This is a genomic window from Burkholderia sp. COPS, from assembly GCF_019425585.1.
GTDB classification, from domain to species: Bacteria; Pseudomonadota; Gammaproteobacteria; order Burkholderiales; family Burkholderiaceae; genus Burkholderia; species Burkholderia cepacia.
In genome coordinates this window covers 1-15114 of the sequence record NZ_WIXR01000045.1, presented here as the reverse complement: position 1 = coordinate 15114, position 15114 = coordinate 1, and the positions used below count along the sequence as shown (strand labels likewise).

The following is a 15114-nucleotide window of genomic DNA, read 5'->3' as shown; positions in this document are numbered from 1 at the left end:
CGCGCCGCGGCCAACGCGTCGGTACACCCCGCCCGACGCCGACTGGCACGCACGCACTTTCTGGCCGGCAGGTCTCCTGGCTGACAGGTCGGCGCCGGCTCCCGGCCTTCCCGGTGAAACCAGTGGCATGAGGGGGAGATCGGCTCGCTGTCTACAGTTGCGGGGGCAGCCACAGCGGCGCGTGGTGCGCCCTGTGTTCCCTCTTCGGCCCCGAAGGGCACCGGCGAACGAACGGCCGTAGGATACCCGATTTTCGCGACGATCCGGCATCGGCGGTGCGTCGCGCAACCGCGTCGCAGCATGGCCGCAGACGGTTTTGCACTGTCTCGCAAATGGTAGGATTGGCGCCTCGACATCAGATCGGCGAGCGCCGGCATCCGCCATGAAACTCGGCAGGACGGAACTGTTCGGCATGGGCATCGCACTGGGCCTGCTGGCCATCCCCGCATGGGTCCTGCTCGCATGCGTGCTGATCCCGCTTGCACCGTCGGCCGAGTGGCCGAAGAATGTCGGGCTCGCCGGCCTCGGCGTGCCGATCGTCGCGGGCGGCACGCTCCTGTACAGGAAAAGCGGGGCGCGGCCGCTCATGTGGCTGCTGCTCGGCTGGCTGCTGATCGCGTCGATCGGCGGCATGGTTCTGGCCTTGCTGACGTTTGTCGTCGGCGTGCCGCTCGGCTGACGTCGTAGCCGTGTCGCACCGGCCGTCGGGCGACGCGCACGGCATGGAAACGAATCAACGCGCGGCGCTCCGGCAGCCGCGCATCGCAACAAACGGGATGGAATCGAACGATGGGGAAGGGTGCATGACGGCGTGGCTGACGGTAGTGGGCATCGGCGACGACGGTTACGCGGGGCTCGGCCGCAGCGCGCGCCGCGCGCTGCTCGACGCGACGCTCGTCGTCGGCGCGAAGCGGCATCTCGACATGCTGCCCGCACGGCTGCCGGCCGCGCGCGAAGCGTGGCCGTCGCCGTTCGACCTTGCGGGCGTGCTTGCACGACGCATGTCGCCCGTCTGCGTGCTCGCCAGCGGCGACCCGATGCTGTTCGGCGTCGGCGCCACGCTCGCGCGCTCGCTGTCCCCTGACGAATGGCGCGTGCTGCCCGCGCCGTCGTCGCTGTCGCTGGCGGCCGCCCGCCTCGGCTGGGCACTGCAGGATGTCGGCGCGGTTTCGCTCGTCGGCCGTCCGCTTGCGGCGCTCGCGCGCCACCTGCTGCCGGGCCGCCGCCTGTTCGTATTGAGCGCCGACGGCCGGACGCCGGCCGCCGTCGCGGCCGAACTCGTCGCACGCGGCTTCGGGCCGACGCGCATCAGCGTGTTCGAGCATCTGGGCGGCCCGCTCGAGCGGCGTCTCGACGGGCTCGCGCAGGACTGGCGCGTCGCCGAAACGGCCGCGCTCAATCTGGTCGCGCTCGACTGCCGGGCCGGCCCCGACGCGCCGCGCCGCGCGCTCACGCCCGGCCTGCCCGACGATGCATACCGCCACGACGGCCAGCTCACCAAGCGCGACCTGCGCGCGATGACGCTTGGCCGCCTCGCGCCCGTGCCCGGCGAGCTGCTGTGGGACGTCGGCGCCGGCAGCGGCTCGATCGGCATCGAATGGATGCGTGCGCATCCGTCATGCCAGGCGATCGCGATCGAAGCGCATGCGGAGCGGCAGCGCTTCATCGAGCACAACCGCGACGCGCTCGGCGTGCCGGGCCTGCAACTCGTCGCGGGCCGCGCGCCCGAGGCGCTCGCGGGGCTCGCCGCACCCGACGCGATTTTCATCGGCGGCGGGGCGACCGCGGCCGGCGTGCTCGACGCGTGCTGGGCATCGCTGAAGCCCGGCGGCCGGCTGGTCGCGAACGCGGTCACGCTGCAGGGCGAGCTGGCGCTCGCCGCGTGGCGCGAGACGCACGGCGGCACGCTCACGCGCGTGTCGCTCGCGCATGCCGAGCCGCTCGGCCGCTTCGACACGTGGCGCCAGCCGCTGCCGGTCACGCTGTACGACGTGCGCAAGCCGGAAACGGTCGACACGGCGGCATCGCCGGCCGCGACGCATACGACGGACGCGTGATGCGCGACGAGACCCCCGAACAGCCCGCGCCGCTACGCTTCGGCTACACGACCGGCAGTTGTGCGACCGCGACGTCGCTCGCCGCCGCGCGGCTGCTGCTCGCGGGGCGTGCGCACGACGCGGTCGAGATCGTGCTGCCGAAGGGGCAGCGCGTGATGATGCGGCTCGAGTTCTGCCGGACGACGGCCGACGGCGCGGAAGCCGGCACGATCAAGGATGCCGGCGACGATCCGGACGTCACGCACGGCGCGCTGATCTTCGCGCGTGTCGCGCTCGCGGCGGCGCCCGGCGTGCGTTTTCATGCGGGGCCGGGCGTCGGCACGGTCACGCGCGCGGGGCTGACGCTGCCGGTCGGCGAACCGGCGATCAACCCGGTGCCGCGCCAGATGATGACGACGCACCTGGAAGCGCTGGCGGCCGAGCACGGTTATGCGGGCGGCTTCGACGTGACGATCGGCGTCGAGGGCGGCGAGGCGCTCGCGCTGAAGACGATGAATCCGCGCCTCGGTATCGTCGGCGGGTTGTCGATCCTCGGCACGACCGGCATCGTGCGGCCGTTCTCGTGCTCGGCCTATATCGCGTCGATCCACCAGGGCATCGACGTCGCGCGGGCGAACGGCATCACGCATATCGCCGCGTGCACGGGCAACGCAAGCGAGGATGCGATGCGCGCGCACTATCACCTGCCCGACATGGCGCTGATCGAGATGGGCGATTTCGCGGGCGCGGTGCTCAAGCACCTGCGGCGCGCGCCGGTCGCGCGGCTGTCGATGTGCGGCGGCTTCGGCAAGCTCAGCAAGCTCGCGGCCGGCCACCTCGACCTGCACAGCCGCCATTCGAGCATCGACCTGCCGCTGCTCGCGCAGTGGGCGGCCGAGGCCGGCGCCAGCGACGCACTGCAGGCGGCGATGCGCGCTGCGAACACGAGCCAGGAAGCGCTGAAGCTCGCGCACGCCGACGGTGTGCCGCTCGGCGATCTCGTCTGCGCGCACGCGCTGCGCGTCGCGCGCGACATCGTGCCGCCGTCGGTCGCGGTCGAGATGTTCGCGATCGACCGGCAAGGCCGCTTCGTCGGGGCAGCGCGATGAGCGCGCGCATCCTGCTGCTGGGCGGTACCGGCGACGCACTGAAGATCGCGCGCGCGCTCGGCCCGCATCATGTCTATAGTCTCGCCGGCCTCGGCAAGACACCCGACGACCTGCGCTGCGACGTGCGGGTCGGCGGTTTCGGCGGCGCGGCCGGGCTGGCCGCGTATCTGCGCGACGCCGGCATCGGCCTCGTGATCGACGCGACGCATCCGTATGCCGCGCAAATCAGCGCGAATGCCGCCGCCGCGGCGCGTGAAGCGGGCGTGCCGCTATGGGCGCTGCGCCGCGCGCCGTGGTCGCCGCAACCCGGCGACGACTGGCGCATGGTCGACGACTGGGCCGGCATCGAAGCCGCGCTCGCGCCGTTCCGGCGGCCGCTGTTCACGCTCGGGCGCGAACCGCTCGCACATCTCGACGCGATCCCGCCGCACCAGTTCTGGCTCGTGCGCTGCCTCGACCCGCATCCCGGCAACGCGCGTGCGCAGGTCGTCGCCGCACGCGGGCCGTTCACGCTGGAGGGCGAGCGCGCGCTGTTCGCGCTGGCGGGCATCGACGTCGTCGTCAGCAAGAACAGCGGTGGCGCGGCCACCGAAGCCAAGCTCGACGTCGCGCGCGAACGCAGGCTGCCGGTCGTGATGCTGCGCCGGCCGCCGCTGCCCGACGCCGACCGCGCGTTCGACTCGACCGCGGCGCTCGTCGACGCGCTCGATCCGGCCGCGCGCGCATGACGCCGCGCGGCCGGTCATTCCATGAATTGACGGAGATTTTTCGATGACGGTGTATTTCATCGGCGCGGGCCCCGGCGACCCGGAGCTGATCACGGTGAAGGGCCAGCGCCTCGTGCGCACGTGCCCGGTGATCCTGTATGCGGGTTCGCTGGTGCCGGCCGCCGTGCTCGACGGCCATCGCGCGGAGCAGGTCGTCAACACGGCCGAGCTCGACCTCGATGCCATCGTCGCGCTGCTCGCCGCTGCGCACGCGAAAGGGCAGGACGTCGCGCGCGTGCATTCGGGCGACCCGTCGCTGTACGGCGCGATCGGCGAACAGATCCGCCGTCTCAAGACACTCGGGATTCCGTACGAAATCGTGCCCGGCGTGACGGCCACGGCCGCATGCGCGGCGACGCTCGGCGTCGAGCTGACGCTGCCCGGCGTCGCACAGACGGTGATCCTCACGCGCTTCGCGGGCAAGACGACGATGCCGGAAGGCGAAGCGCTCGGCTCGCTCGCCGCGCACCGCGCAACGCTCGCGATCCATCTCGGCGTGCGCCATCTCGCCCGCATCGTCGACGAAGTGCTGCCGCATTACGGTGCCGATTGCCCGGTCGCGGTGATCTATCGCGCGAGCTGGCCGGACGAAGAACGCGTGACCGGCACGCTCGCCGACATCGTCGGCAAGGTGCAGGGCACGCAGATCGAGCGCACCGCGCTGATCCTGATCGGGCGCGTGCTCGACGCCGAAGGGTTTGCGGATTCGACGTTGTACGCGAGTGAGGGTTGATCACGCACGGGCACGGCGTTCGCGCAGGTGCGTGCAGAGCGCCGCGTCGATCGTGATCGCACCGCCGGCGAAGTAGATCGGCGCGGCCGATTCGCCGAGGATCAGGATCGGCGCGGCGATGCCGACGACGGGGACCGGGTTGAGCACGACCACGCTCCAGTACGATGCGTTGTCGCGTGCGCCGCGAACGTTGCTTCCGCGTCAGGGTCGACGATTTGCGTTCGGTGTCGCGCGTGCCGTCGCGCCGCAGTCAATCACAAGGACATTGCTGAATGAATCACCGTATTCGATCGGTCATTTTCGGCCTGGCGGGATTGACGTCCGCTTTGCTGGCGGTATCCGCAGCGCAAGCCACCGCCGAAGCAAACGAAGCCCGCGCCATACCGTTCGTCGAGGTCGCGAAAGCCGCCGTGCCCGATCGCGACTGGATACCCAGGGTCTGCCAACTGGTTTCGGCACCCTGCGGTACGGCAGGCCAGCCAAGCGACGCAAGCAAGGCGCCGTCGCTGTACCGGGTCAGGAACGACGCGCCCGGCAATTACTATGCGATCCTGCCCGGCCCGCAGTTGCTGAAGGTGAGCTTTGCGTCCGCCACCGGCTGGAAAGTCCTGCAGCGGTGGGATTTCTCCGACTACCAGCCCGCCGACCGCGTCGACGGCGATGGCGAGGCGCCACCGCTCGGGATCTACCCGGCGCTGTACCCGCTCGGCAGCGAGCGCTTCGCGGTCGCGGTGCTGGCCGGATGGTCCGAAAGCTATTCGGGCGGCGGCGGAAGCTGGGAAAATGCCGACTTCGTCGAACTGCGGCCGAATGGCGGGCATGCGGGCACGCCGCGGATATCGAAGCTGCCGTTCAGTTGCGACAAGCAGATTCGCGCATGCTTTTCCGAACGCGAGTACCAGCACTCGCCGCATTGCAGCGAAGACTTCGACGGCTCGCTGCGGCTGCGCTTCGTGCCCGGTGCGAGTGCCGGCAAGCTCGACTGGATCGCTACCTGGAAAGAGACGCATTGGCCGGGGCTGAAGCCGAAAAGCACGACCGAGCACACGTCGGTTTCCGTGACGTTGCCGGCAGGGCAGGATCCGGTTGCCGCCGGCAAGGCGCTGCGCGACAAGGTGTCTTTCTGCGAGCCGGTCAACTGAACGGCGGCCGCAACCGAACGGCAACGGTCGTGTTCCCCGGCCCGCGCTAGGCACGCGCAACACGCCGCGCGAGCCGCGGCGCAAACCCCGCGGCCAGCGCGAACAGCGCAACGCACAGGCAGGCCATCGCGACCCACGCGGGCGTCAGGTCCGCGAGATGCTGGCGCACGATGCCGGCCGCGAACGGAAACAGCCCGGCGATCAGGTAGCCGATGCCCTGCACGAACCCTGTCAGCGATGCGGCATCGGCCGGCGTCGCCGCATGGTCGACCGTGACGATCAGCGACAGCGGAAACAGTGCGCCGATCCCCGCGCCCATCAGCAGCGCGGCGGGCAACGCGAGCGCTTCGGGTGCGGCCAGCATTACCAGCAAGCCGACGAACAGCGCCGCGATCGCCGCATGCAGCGCGGGCCGGCGATCGGGCAGGCGATCGATCGTCGCCGAGATCGTCAGGCCCGCGACGACCTCCGCGAGCGTCACGCCGCCGAGCAGGCTGCCGGCCGCCGTCGGCGACCAGCCGAGCCGCATGTAGTAGGGCGGCAGCCACGCGAGCACGAGCGTGTACGCGCCGGTCGCGATGCCGAAGAACAGCGCGAGCCGCCACGCGCGCGGCGAGCGCGACGGCCGCGCCTGCGTTGCCGACGCCGGCCCGGCGGCAAGCGTGTTGCCGCCGCGGCTGGCCAGCGGCCACGCCAGCGCGGCCACCGCGGCCGGCAGCGCCCAGCCCGCGAGCGCGGCGAGCCAGCCCCAGCGGGCCGCGGCGAACGGCGCGACGACGCTCGCGAGCACGGCACCGCCCATGATCGACGTCGAATAGACGCCCATCGCGCCGCCGATCCGCGTCGCGAAATGGGCCTTCACGAAGCCGGGCAGCAGCGCCTGCACCATCGCGATCCCGACACCCGCGCAGCAGGCGCTCGTGAGCAGCAGCCACGCGTGCTGCGCGCCGACGCGCGATGCGCAGGCCAGCCCGATCAGCGCGACGCCGAGCCACACGCCGCCCGCGATGCCGGTCACGCGTTGCAGGCGCCGTGCACTCAGCGCGCCGAGCCCCATCAGCAGGATCGGGATCGTCGTCAGCAGGCTGGCCGCGCCGTCGCCGATGCCGGTCGCGCGCTGGATCATGTCGAGCAGCGGGCCGACCGCGGCGAGTGCCGGCCGCAGGTTCAGCCCGACGAGCACGATGGCGGCGAGCCGCCATCCGGGGGAAGTGAAGCGATTCATCGCAAGGCCCTCGAAATCGGTGCGCGGCCCCGGAAGGGCGCCGCGCGATTTTCATGTAAAGTATCTCGACATCAAGATAAACGCCGATTTATCTCGACGTCAAGATAACTGGCAGGCCGAGGAGGGTTAATGGATCAGGTGGATCGAGCTGCGCATGCGCTCGCGCAATGGCGTAACGAGCGCCCGGATCTCGACGCGTCGTCGATGGTGGTGATGGGGCGGTTGCAGGAAGCGGCACTCGTGATCGCGCGCGACCGCCTCAATCCGCTGTTCGCGCGCTACGGGATGCAGCCGGGCGAATTCGACGTGCTCGCGACGCTGCGGCGCGGCGGTGCGCCGTTCGCGCTGACGCCGACGGCGCTGTACGACGCGCTGATGATGTCGTCGGGCGGGATGACCGCGCGCATCGACCGGTTGCAGAAAGCCGGCTGGGTCGAGCGCCGGCCGAACCCGGCCGACGGGCGCGGCACGCTCGTCGCGCTGACCGACGCCGGTCGTGCGCTGATCGACGAAGCGGTCGTCGCGCACATCGACAACCAGCGCCAGTTGCTGGCCGTGTTGTCGGATGATGAGCAGGCGCAGTTGTCGGAACTGCTGGGGAAACTGCTGGCGGGGGTGGGAGGCAGGGCGCCGGGAGAGTTGGGAGGCAAGTAGCGTCGCTGAATGCGTCACGCAAATGCACGCTGCGGGCAAAAGCACGGTTCTGCGTGAATTTTCGTGGATGTCGCTTGGCGACCCAGAACGGCCGGACGAGGGAGCGAGATCGACGCCTGTTACCAGTCACTCATATGGTTCGAGCCGGCTCCTCGCCCTTTCGCAATGCGTTCCCCAGGCTTCATGCCTCGATTAGGGCAAGCGCCCGCTCGAAGAATGTTTTGCCTCCGGAAGAAAAACCGCCGGAATCTTGCTTGGCGATTCGCTCTCTCGCGACATCAACAGCAGAACTCATTTCTCCCCGCAGCATGTGCACGAGCAGACGCTCCTTCCAGACGGTTACCGCCGCACATGGGTGCTTCTGCATGAAGATTTCGTACTCTCTATCGAGGAAACGAATGTAGGAGTCCAGGGAGTCAACCGCAAGCGCTACCTCTTCAGCCCTAGATGCCGCTTGTCGGGTGGCGATCTCGAGCTGCTGTTCCAGCACCCCTGGTTCCCACATAAGATCACGGACTGTGAAACGTTGAATTTCCCACCCGGTAAGCACGAAGGCTCCGTTGGCGTGAAGACTGAAGGGTGCGTTCTCGTTGCTTGACATGCCGAGGACGTGCCAGAGTAGATGATCAAGTTCAAGCCACTTGAAACCCAGCCACGAGTGAAATGAACCCTCCTTCGCCCCCGAGGACAAGGTCATGGAGAAGAAGAGAGGGCCATTGGTCCAGTAAGGCGTTGCGCCGACTGACTTCCAGCGCCTCGCTTTAGCTTCTGCCTTTACCAGCAGTCGAAGTTCTCGGTCGATTTCGGATTGTTTCATTGGAGGAAGTCGAGTTCTCTTACATCAATTCTTGATCGATTGGGCCGGCAGGTACCGGTCATCCGACAACGGCTGCTCTTGGCCGGCCTCGTCCTTACGAAGAAGGTTTGAGGCAATCACTTCGACGGATCAAGACCCTTACCGCGCGCATGAGGTGATGGTTTATCGTCGGAATCAGTGTTGCCGGAATCTCATAAGGGCCAGCGGTCCGAAAATCGGCTGCATGCAAAATGTGAGCCCGCCCACCGTTGAACTGAACGAACGCTTCGATCGTCGGATCGTCCCGCATAGCCGCTTTCATTTCATCTTCCCCGAACCAGGGTGACGAATAAAGGGTGAACGTCGGTCCATCGAATGGCGGTAGCGCTCGGAAACCCGCGTGAACGAGCCAGTCGAATTGCGCCCGATTCACCTTGACGATACTGGACGCGCCGTAAAGACTGCTACCGCTGCGCGCGAGATAGTCGATCCACCAGTCGTTTTGCCATGGCTCGTAACCAAGCAAAGCACCCTCCAGCCGCTCCATGTTTTCGTAGCCGTCGCCTTGTCGGTTGAGGTTCTGGCGGAAAAACTCCAGGGCAGGGATGCGCCACTCCTCGCCTTTGAGCGTATATAGAACTTGCCCGATTCGACGTGCTGGACGGCCTTGAAGCACCGGTGCGTCGACGATGATTTCCTGCGAGTGCAAGACACCTTGAGCCACATACTCGTCAAAGCGAGCCTTCAGTTTGACCGACGGCCGGCATTCGCTGTCGAAATCGATGAACCCGAATGGTTTACGCCCTTGCACCATCAAAGCCAGTTCGTAACCGGTATGGACAAGGTACGGTACGGGAACACGGGCTTCTACATACTTCGTGAGAATGGCTTCGCGTGAACTGTGTTCAAAGTCGATCGCGAAGAATTCGCAAACGTCGGCGACCTGTATCGGCGACAGAAGATACCAATCGTCAAGCGCGGCATCCTCCGGGGCGTCCGGGTCGACCAGCTGCCGCAGCGCCGCAACATCGTCGATTTCGAATCGGATCTGAAGGCAGGGGTACAGAAGATCAGGATCGATCGCCGACAGAATGAACGAGTTTCTCGGATCTCTCATGGCAGCTTCCCGTGCGTCAGTGCGAAGACTTCGATTCAATACGCGCGAAGATTGTCGATGATCTACTGGCCCACACGCAATCAGAAACGATCTGGACTTCGGCGCCAGATTTACCTTTTAACGTCCGTCCTTGGCTGAACGCGGTCGCCCAGCATTAGGCGTCACATCAGGCGAAACCAAGTTCGAGAAGCTCAAATTGGATACTCGAACATTCCGATGTAGACCAGTTCGAATCCTTCGCCTTGCACTGACCTTGGCGATTTTATCTGTTCGCAATTTATGAAAATCAGCGCGTTCGCATCTCCCAAATTTGCGGCGCGCGCCGCTTCACATAGCGCTTCCGACCATTTGTCCGAGTACGAGTGAGGTGCAAAGAACTCTTCCAGTGAAGTACCCGGCTGTCGCAGCCCTGTTTCCATGAAATCATGGTCACAGAAGAACTCACCCTGAGAGCCGTAGAACTCGGAAACTGGTCGACTTTCATCTTCGCCGTAGTGTTCTGCGAGAAAGCTTGAAAATCGGGAGGCGTCAGTTATCCGGCCAAGATAGAAATGAGAAGCTTCCATTCTATGCATCGTTGGTTGGCTCCCCTTGAGCGCAAAGAAAATTGTATTCCTTCACCTACTGAGCGGCTGCCTCTGGCCGAACACCGCCCGTCTCCCCCAGCATTCCCCGGAAATTCGCAATGCCTCCCGAAAGCCCGCCGCCCAATGCGAGCGTTTCAAGTCCGCAGCCGCGCGGGCCGCACAACGCATAGCGCGCGACCCGCCCAACCGCTCAGCCCCGTGCCGGAATATTGAGCCCACGCGCAACGGCCGGACGCGCAACGAACGCATCGAGCACCCGCTTGACGTTGCGGAATTCACTGAAGCCGACCAGGTCGCCCGCTTCGTAGAAACCCACGAGATTTCGCACCCACGGGAAGATCGCGATGTCGGCGATCGTGTAGGTATCGCCCATCACCCACTGGCGGTTCGCGAGACGCGCGTCGAGCACGCCGAGCAGGCGCTTCGACTCGTCGACGTAGCGGTCGCGCGGGCGCTTGTCCTCGTAGTCGCGGCCGGCGAACTTGTGGAAGAAGCCGACCTGGCCGAACATCGGCCCGATGCCGCCCATCTGGAACATCAGCCATTCGAGCGTCGCATAGCGTGCGGCCGGATCGGTCGGCAGGAACTTGCCGGTCTTCTCCGCGAGGTAGATCAGGATCGCGCCCGATTCGAACAGCGAGATCGGCTTGCCGCCGGGGCCGTCCGGATCGACGATCGCGGGGATCTTGTTGTTCGGGCTGATCTTCAGGAATTCCGGCTTGAACTGGTCGCCTGCGCCGATATCGACCGGATGGACACGATAGGCGAGGCCCGTTTCCTCGAGCATGATCGACACCTTGACGCCGTTCGGCGTCGGCAGCGAGTAGAGCTGGAGACGGTCGGGATGCTGGGCCGGCCACTTTTGCGTGATCGGGAAGGCGGACAGATCGTGCATGAAGGTTCGCTCGTCGAAGTGAATGACTTGCGCACCGTCCTTGCAGCCGCGCGCCACGGTCGATGGCGCGGCGGCGGGACGGCGCGCGCCGAAAACGACCACTGTAGCCGATCCCGGCGATCGCTGCTGGCGGCGGCCGCGCGCGGCGGTCGCCAAGCCACCAATGGCCATCGCACGTCCACCACATGCCCCGCAGCCGTCAAAAGTTGTGCCGCAGCCCGACCATCGCGGCCGTCGTGCCGACGCCCGGCGCGACCGGTTGCCCGTACACGAGCATCTGGTCCATCGTGCCGCGGTTGTTCACGTGGCCGACCTGCGCATAGACCGTCGTGCGCTTCGACAGGCTGTAGTCGGCCGCGAGCACGACCGACGTCGACTTGTTCGCCGAGACGTTGCGATCCTTCAGGTAATACACGGCCGAGCTCACCTGAAGGAAAGGCGTGAAGCGATAGCCGATGCCGGCCGACAGCATGTCGAGGTTCACCTTGTCCGCATGCGACGGATTCCGGCCGTTGCCGTACGACGCCGACACCGAGAAATCGCGGATCGTGTATTTCGCGCCGACGTAGACGAAGCGGTTGTTGTCGACGCCGGTCGGCGCAACGCCCGGTGCCGGGTTCGTGTCGTGCCCGTTGTAGTACACGGCCGACGCGTTCAGCCCGTAGTTCGCATACTTGAGCACGACCGATTCGCGCGTGCCGCCCTGGAACTGCCCGGCCACGCCACCCGGCGCGTATTCGAGCGCGATCGACGCGCCCGCGAACACCGGCGACTGGTAGACGAGCGCATTGCTGTCGTACAGCGCGCCGATCGCGCCGTTGGTGCTCGTCCCGGGCCAGCCGGCCGCCGTGTTCAGGCCGAGCCACGCGGTCAGCACGCTGCCGAAGAACTGCGCGTTGCGCACGTCGGTGTCGGCCATCGCATAGATCATCGGCACGATCTGGCGGCCGGCCGTGAAGGTGCCGAACGGGCCCGACACGCCGAGCGACGCGACCTGGTTGAAGATCGCGACGGCGCCCGGCGTATCGCTCAGCTGCAGCTTGCCGGTGCCGCTGTCGAACGACCCCTGCAGCTTGAAGTTGACCTTGTAGCCGCCGCCGATGTCCTCGCTGCCCTTGATGCCCCAGAAGCTCGAGTAGATGCCGCCGTCCTTCATGCGGAACACCTTGCCCGTATTCGGCGCGGTCGGGCTGAACGACGCCGCCGACGTGCTCTGGTACAGCAGGCCCGTGTCGATCACGCCGTAGAGCGTGACGGAGGATTGCGCGTGCGCGAGCGCCGAACAGCCGGCAAGCGCCGCGAGCGCGGCCAGTTTCGTCTTCATGAAGTCTCCAGGGTCGTATTGGACCGGACGGGATCGAGCCCGTCCGGGTGAAACGGGGAAGCAACGAGGCGGGCGGGAAGACGTGACAGGCGGCGCCCGCGTGAGCCATGCGGAAAGACTACGCAACGGCGGGCGGCCGCTCCCCCCCATGCGCGGGGGGCAGGGTTGCGGAGAATCGCGGGAGGTGGAGGTGAAGGCGGGGGCGCCGTCCGGTCGGCGGAACCGGCGTTACGGCGCGCTTTCGAGCAGGCCGAGCACCAGCGCGCGGCGTACCGCATGCTTGCGCGAGCTGGCGTCGAGCTTGCCGAACAGGTTCTTCAGGTGCCACTTCACGGTTTCCTCGCCGACGGCGAGCGCCACCGCGATCTCCTTGTTCGACAGGTTGCGCGCGAGCAGCTCGAGAATCGCGCGCTCCTTCGGCGTCAAGACGACGCTCGGCACCGCGCGCGGGCTGGCCGCGCCGCGCGGGGCGGGCGGCACGATGCGCGGCGGCGGCAGCGCGTGGCGCGCGGGGCCGGCGCCGGCGGCCGCTTCGTCGCCGGCGCGGCGCGCCCAGTCGGCGATGGCCGGATGCGCGTCGGCGAGCGTGCGCGTGAGCCCGAACAGCTCCGCGAGGTTCATTGCCTCGTCGAGCAGCGCGCGGCCGTCGCCCCCGGACTGTTCGCGCGCGAACGCGCCAAGCGCCATGATCTCGATGCGCGCCTGCCCCATGCTCATTTCACGGGCCAGCACCGCCGCTTCGTCGAGCGCCGCGCGCGCGTCGTCCCAGCGGCGCGCGGCCAGCGCCGCACCCGCATGCGCGCTCGCCTGCAGCAGCACGACCGGGCGCCGCCACAACGGGCCGTGCGACGGAAACTCGGCGGCCGCGATCGCATCGATTCGCTCGACGAGCGCATGGCAGGTCGCCTCGCGATAACGCGCCGCGTGAATACGCACCTGTTCGGCGAGGCTCGCGACCGACAGGCGCGGCAGGCGGCGCGCGACGCCCATCGCGTCGAGCGCTTCGAGCAGGTCGATCGCGCGGTGCTCGACGCCGCGCAGCAGCGCGATGCGCGCGGCGGTGCGATAGCCGAGCAGCACGGTATCGGGCGTGCCCGCGTGTTCGAGCACGTCGAGCCGGTTCGCGAGCAACGCGGCGGCCTGGTCGACACGGTCGGCCTCGTACGCGAGCGCCGCGCACATCGCCGCGAGCATGCAGGTGAGCGGATGGCGGCGCCCTAGATCGGCTTCCGCGCGTGCCAGCGCCGGCGACAGCGTGTCGTCGGCCAGCCGGACCTGGCCTTCGCGCAGGTAGCTCAGGCCCGTGATCAGCTCGCCCCAGCGCGCGACGTAGCCGAACCCGGCCGCCGTCTCGCCGCGCGGTGCGGCGTGCTGGAAGCGGCGCGCCTGCGCCGGTTCGCCGACGATGATCGCGCGCGCCGACAGTCGGTTCGCGTGCATTTGCGCGAGCCAGGTCGCCGCCGGCGGCGTGAAGTCGGCCCACGGTTCGAACAGCTCGACGAAACGGTCGATTTCGTCGGCGTAATACGCGGCCGCGCTGAGGATCAGCGCGCATTCGTAGCGCATCGCCGCTGGCGTGCCGGTGTCCGCGAGGATGCCCGCGATCTGGCGCTGCGCCTCGACGTGGCGCTCGCCGAGCGCCAGTGCCCACGCGACCGCGATGCGCAGCGTCGGGCGCTTGTCGAGCTCCGCGTCGGGCAGCAGCGCGAGCCAGTCGAGCACGTCGTTGATGCGGCCCTGCTTGATCGCATCCTCGAGGCAGCGCTGCGCGAGCCCGTACGCCACCTCGAACTGGCCGGCCGCATACGCGTGGCGCGCGGCTTCCTCGGTCATCCCGTGCGCGTCGAGCCAGGCGGCCGCACGCGCATGCAATGCGTTGCGCCCGGCGTCCGCGGCCAGGCGGTCGCGCAGCGTGTCGCGCACGAGCGGATGCAGGCGGCACCAGTCCGAATCGTCCGACGCGATGAACAGCGGCGTGTCGCGGGCGAGCCGCGCGAGACGGCCGGGCGCGTCCGCGTCGTCGAGCAGCGCGGCGCACAGCGACGGATGCAGTCGATCGGCGACGCTCGTGCGGATCAGGAACGCCGTGTCGTCGGCCGACAGGTTCGCGAGCAGCAGTTCGACGAGGCGGTCGCGCGTGCCGTCCACGCGGGCGGCGAGCGCGTCGACCGCCTGGCGCGGATCGGCCGAGCGCGCCATCGCGGCCATCGCGAGCTGCAGGCCGAGCGGCCAGCCGTCGACGCGTTCGAACAGCCGCGCGCACGCGTCGGCATCGACCCGCTGCGCAAAGCGCGCGCCGACCAGCGCGATCGTCTCGTCGAGCGTGAAGCGCAGCCAGTCGGGGCCCGCGAGCGTGCATTGCCCGCCGGCGAGCAGGTCGCCGGCCGTGTGGTCGAGCCCGCGCCGCGCGGCGACGACGACATGCAGGTTTTGCGGCGCATTGTGCAGCACGTAGGTCAGCGCCTCGAGGCCGGCCGGCGGCAACCGCTCCGCATCGTCGACGATCAGGAGCGCGTCGATCGACAACTGCGCGACCTCGGCCAGCCAGGCGGTCACGCCCTCGAGCGCACGCGCCGCGTCGGCCGCGCCGGGCGGGATCAGGCGCCCGAAGCCGGGCCGGGCGCAACCGGTCCGCACCGCCTGCACGAGGCCCTGCAGCAACCGGGGCGCATCGTCGCGCTCGGCCGCGCGGTCGTATGGCCGCGCGGCCGAGCGCGACGATGCGCCCC

At 68.2% G+C, this 15114-nt stretch carries 15 protein-coding genes and 1 riboswitch; of the genes, 7 read left to right on the top strand and 8 right to left on the bottom strand.

Translation table 11 applies throughout. The features are described from left to right. Window positions 1-48 precede the first annotated feature (48 nt). A riboswitch (cobalamin riboswitch) is annotated at window positions 49-240 on the bottom strand. 142 nt (window positions 241-382) lie between these two features. From FOZ70_RS30330 to cobM, 5 genes are all read left to right on the top strand, one after another. Beyond that, the gene (locus tag FOZ70_RS30330; RefSeq protein ID WP_021163554.1) at window positions 383-679 is read left to right on the top strand and encodes a hypothetical protein; all 297 of its coding nucleotides are present in this window, start codon (window positions 383-385) and stop codon (window positions 677-679) included. Between the two features lie 124 nt (window positions 680-803). Continuing rightward, window positions 804-2057, top strand: a complete 1254-nt coding sequence (locus FOZ70_RS30325; protein WP_059858472.1) for a bifunctional cobalt-precorrin-7 (C(5))-methyltransferase/cobalt-precorrin-6B (C(15))-methyltransferase — start codon at window positions 804-806, stop codon at window positions 2055-2057. Further along, window positions 2057-3145, top strand: a complete 1089-nt coding sequence (locus FOZ70_RS30320; protein WP_219707450.1) for a cobalt-precorrin-5B (C(1))-methyltransferase — start codon at window positions 2057-2059, stop codon at window positions 3143-3145. The genes FOZ70_RS30325 and FOZ70_RS30320 overlap by 1 nt, the downstream gene beginning before the upstream one ends. Next, entirely contained in the window at window positions 3142-3873 is a 732-nt protein-coding gene (locus FOZ70_RS30315; protein WP_060230676.1) for a cobalt-precorrin-6A reductase, read from the top strand. The genes FOZ70_RS30320 and FOZ70_RS30315 overlap by 4 nt, the downstream gene beginning before the upstream one ends. A gap of 43 nt (window positions 3874-3916) precedes the next feature. Further along, window positions 3917-4645, top strand: a complete 729-nt coding sequence (cobM, locus tag FOZ70_RS30310) for a precorrin-4 C(11)-methyltransferase (protein ID WP_059653212.1) — start codon at window positions 3917-3919, stop codon at window positions 4643-4645. On the opposite strand, the gene FOZ70_RS30305 is transcribed toward cobM, so the two are convergent. Beyond that, window positions 4646-4792: a hypothetical protein gene (locus FOZ70_RS30305; RefSeq protein WP_219707449.1), complete on the bottom strand. Its 147-nt coding sequence runs from the start codon at window positions 4790-4792 to the stop codon at window positions 4646-4648. Between the two features lie 125 nt (window positions 4793-4917). Here FOZ70_RS30305 and FOZ70_RS30300 point away from each other — a divergent pair, with 125 nt between their 5' ends. Further along, a complete protein-coding gene (locus FOZ70_RS30300) occupies window positions 4918-5787 on the top strand; it encodes a hypothetical protein (protein WP_021163548.1) in 870 nt (289 codons plus the stop codon). 46 nt (window positions 5788-5833) lie between these two features. Here FOZ70_RS30300 and FOZ70_RS30295 read toward each other — a convergent pair whose 3' ends face one another. After that, complete coding sequence (locus FOZ70_RS30295) at window positions 5834-7012, bottom strand: MFS transporter (RefSeq protein WP_219707448.1); 1179 nt, start codon at window positions 7010-7012, stop codon at window positions 5834-5836. A 138-nt stretch (window positions 7013-7150) separates the two neighbouring features. On the opposite strand from FOZ70_RS30295, the gene FOZ70_RS30290 reads away from it, so the two are divergent. After that, a complete protein-coding gene (locus FOZ70_RS30290; RefSeq protein ID WP_042978338.1) occupies window positions 7151-7666 on the top strand; it encodes a MarR family transcriptional regulator in 516 nt (171 codons plus the stop codon). 181 nt (window positions 7667-7847) lie between these two features. On the opposite strand, the gene FOZ70_RS30285 is transcribed toward FOZ70_RS30290, so the two are convergent. From FOZ70_RS30285 to FOZ70_RS30260, 6 genes are all read right to left on the bottom strand, one after another. Then, on the bottom strand, window positions 7848-8483 hold the full coding sequence (locus tag FOZ70_RS30285) for a hypothetical protein (protein ID WP_059677732.1): 636 nt from the start codon (window positions 8481-8483) through the stop codon (window positions 7848-7850). Between the two features lie 94 nt (window positions 8484-8577). Further along, window positions 8578-9579: a hypothetical protein gene (locus FOZ70_RS38275; protein WP_226817214.1), complete on the bottom strand. Its 1002-nt coding sequence runs from the start codon at window positions 9577-9579 to the stop codon at window positions 8578-8580. A 191-nt stretch (window positions 9580-9770) separates the two neighbouring features. Beyond that, window positions 9771-10145 carry an immunity 22 family protein gene (locus tag FOZ70_RS30275; protein ID WP_175904056.1) on the bottom strand — a complete coding sequence of 125 codons (375 nt, stop codon included), beginning with the start codon at window positions 10143-10145 and terminating at the stop codon, window positions 9771-9773. A 211-nt stretch (window positions 10146-10356) separates the two neighbouring features. Beyond that, window positions 10357-11061: a glutathione S-transferase N-terminal domain-containing protein gene (locus tag FOZ70_RS30270; protein ID WP_219707447.1), complete on the bottom strand. Its 705-nt coding sequence runs from the start codon at window positions 11059-11061 to the stop codon at window positions 10357-10359. Between the two features lie 199 nt (window positions 11062-11260). Then, window positions 11261-12385 (bottom strand): porin, encoded by a 1125-nt coding sequence (locus tag FOZ70_RS30265; RefSeq protein WP_059488534.1) that lies wholly within the window; start codon window positions 12383-12385, stop codon window positions 11261-11263. 228 nt (window positions 12386-12613) lie between these two features. Then, on the bottom strand, window positions 12614-15114 hold a 2501-nt coding region (locus FOZ70_RS30260; protein WP_219707446.1), incomplete at its 5' end, for a LuxR C-terminal-related transcriptional regulator.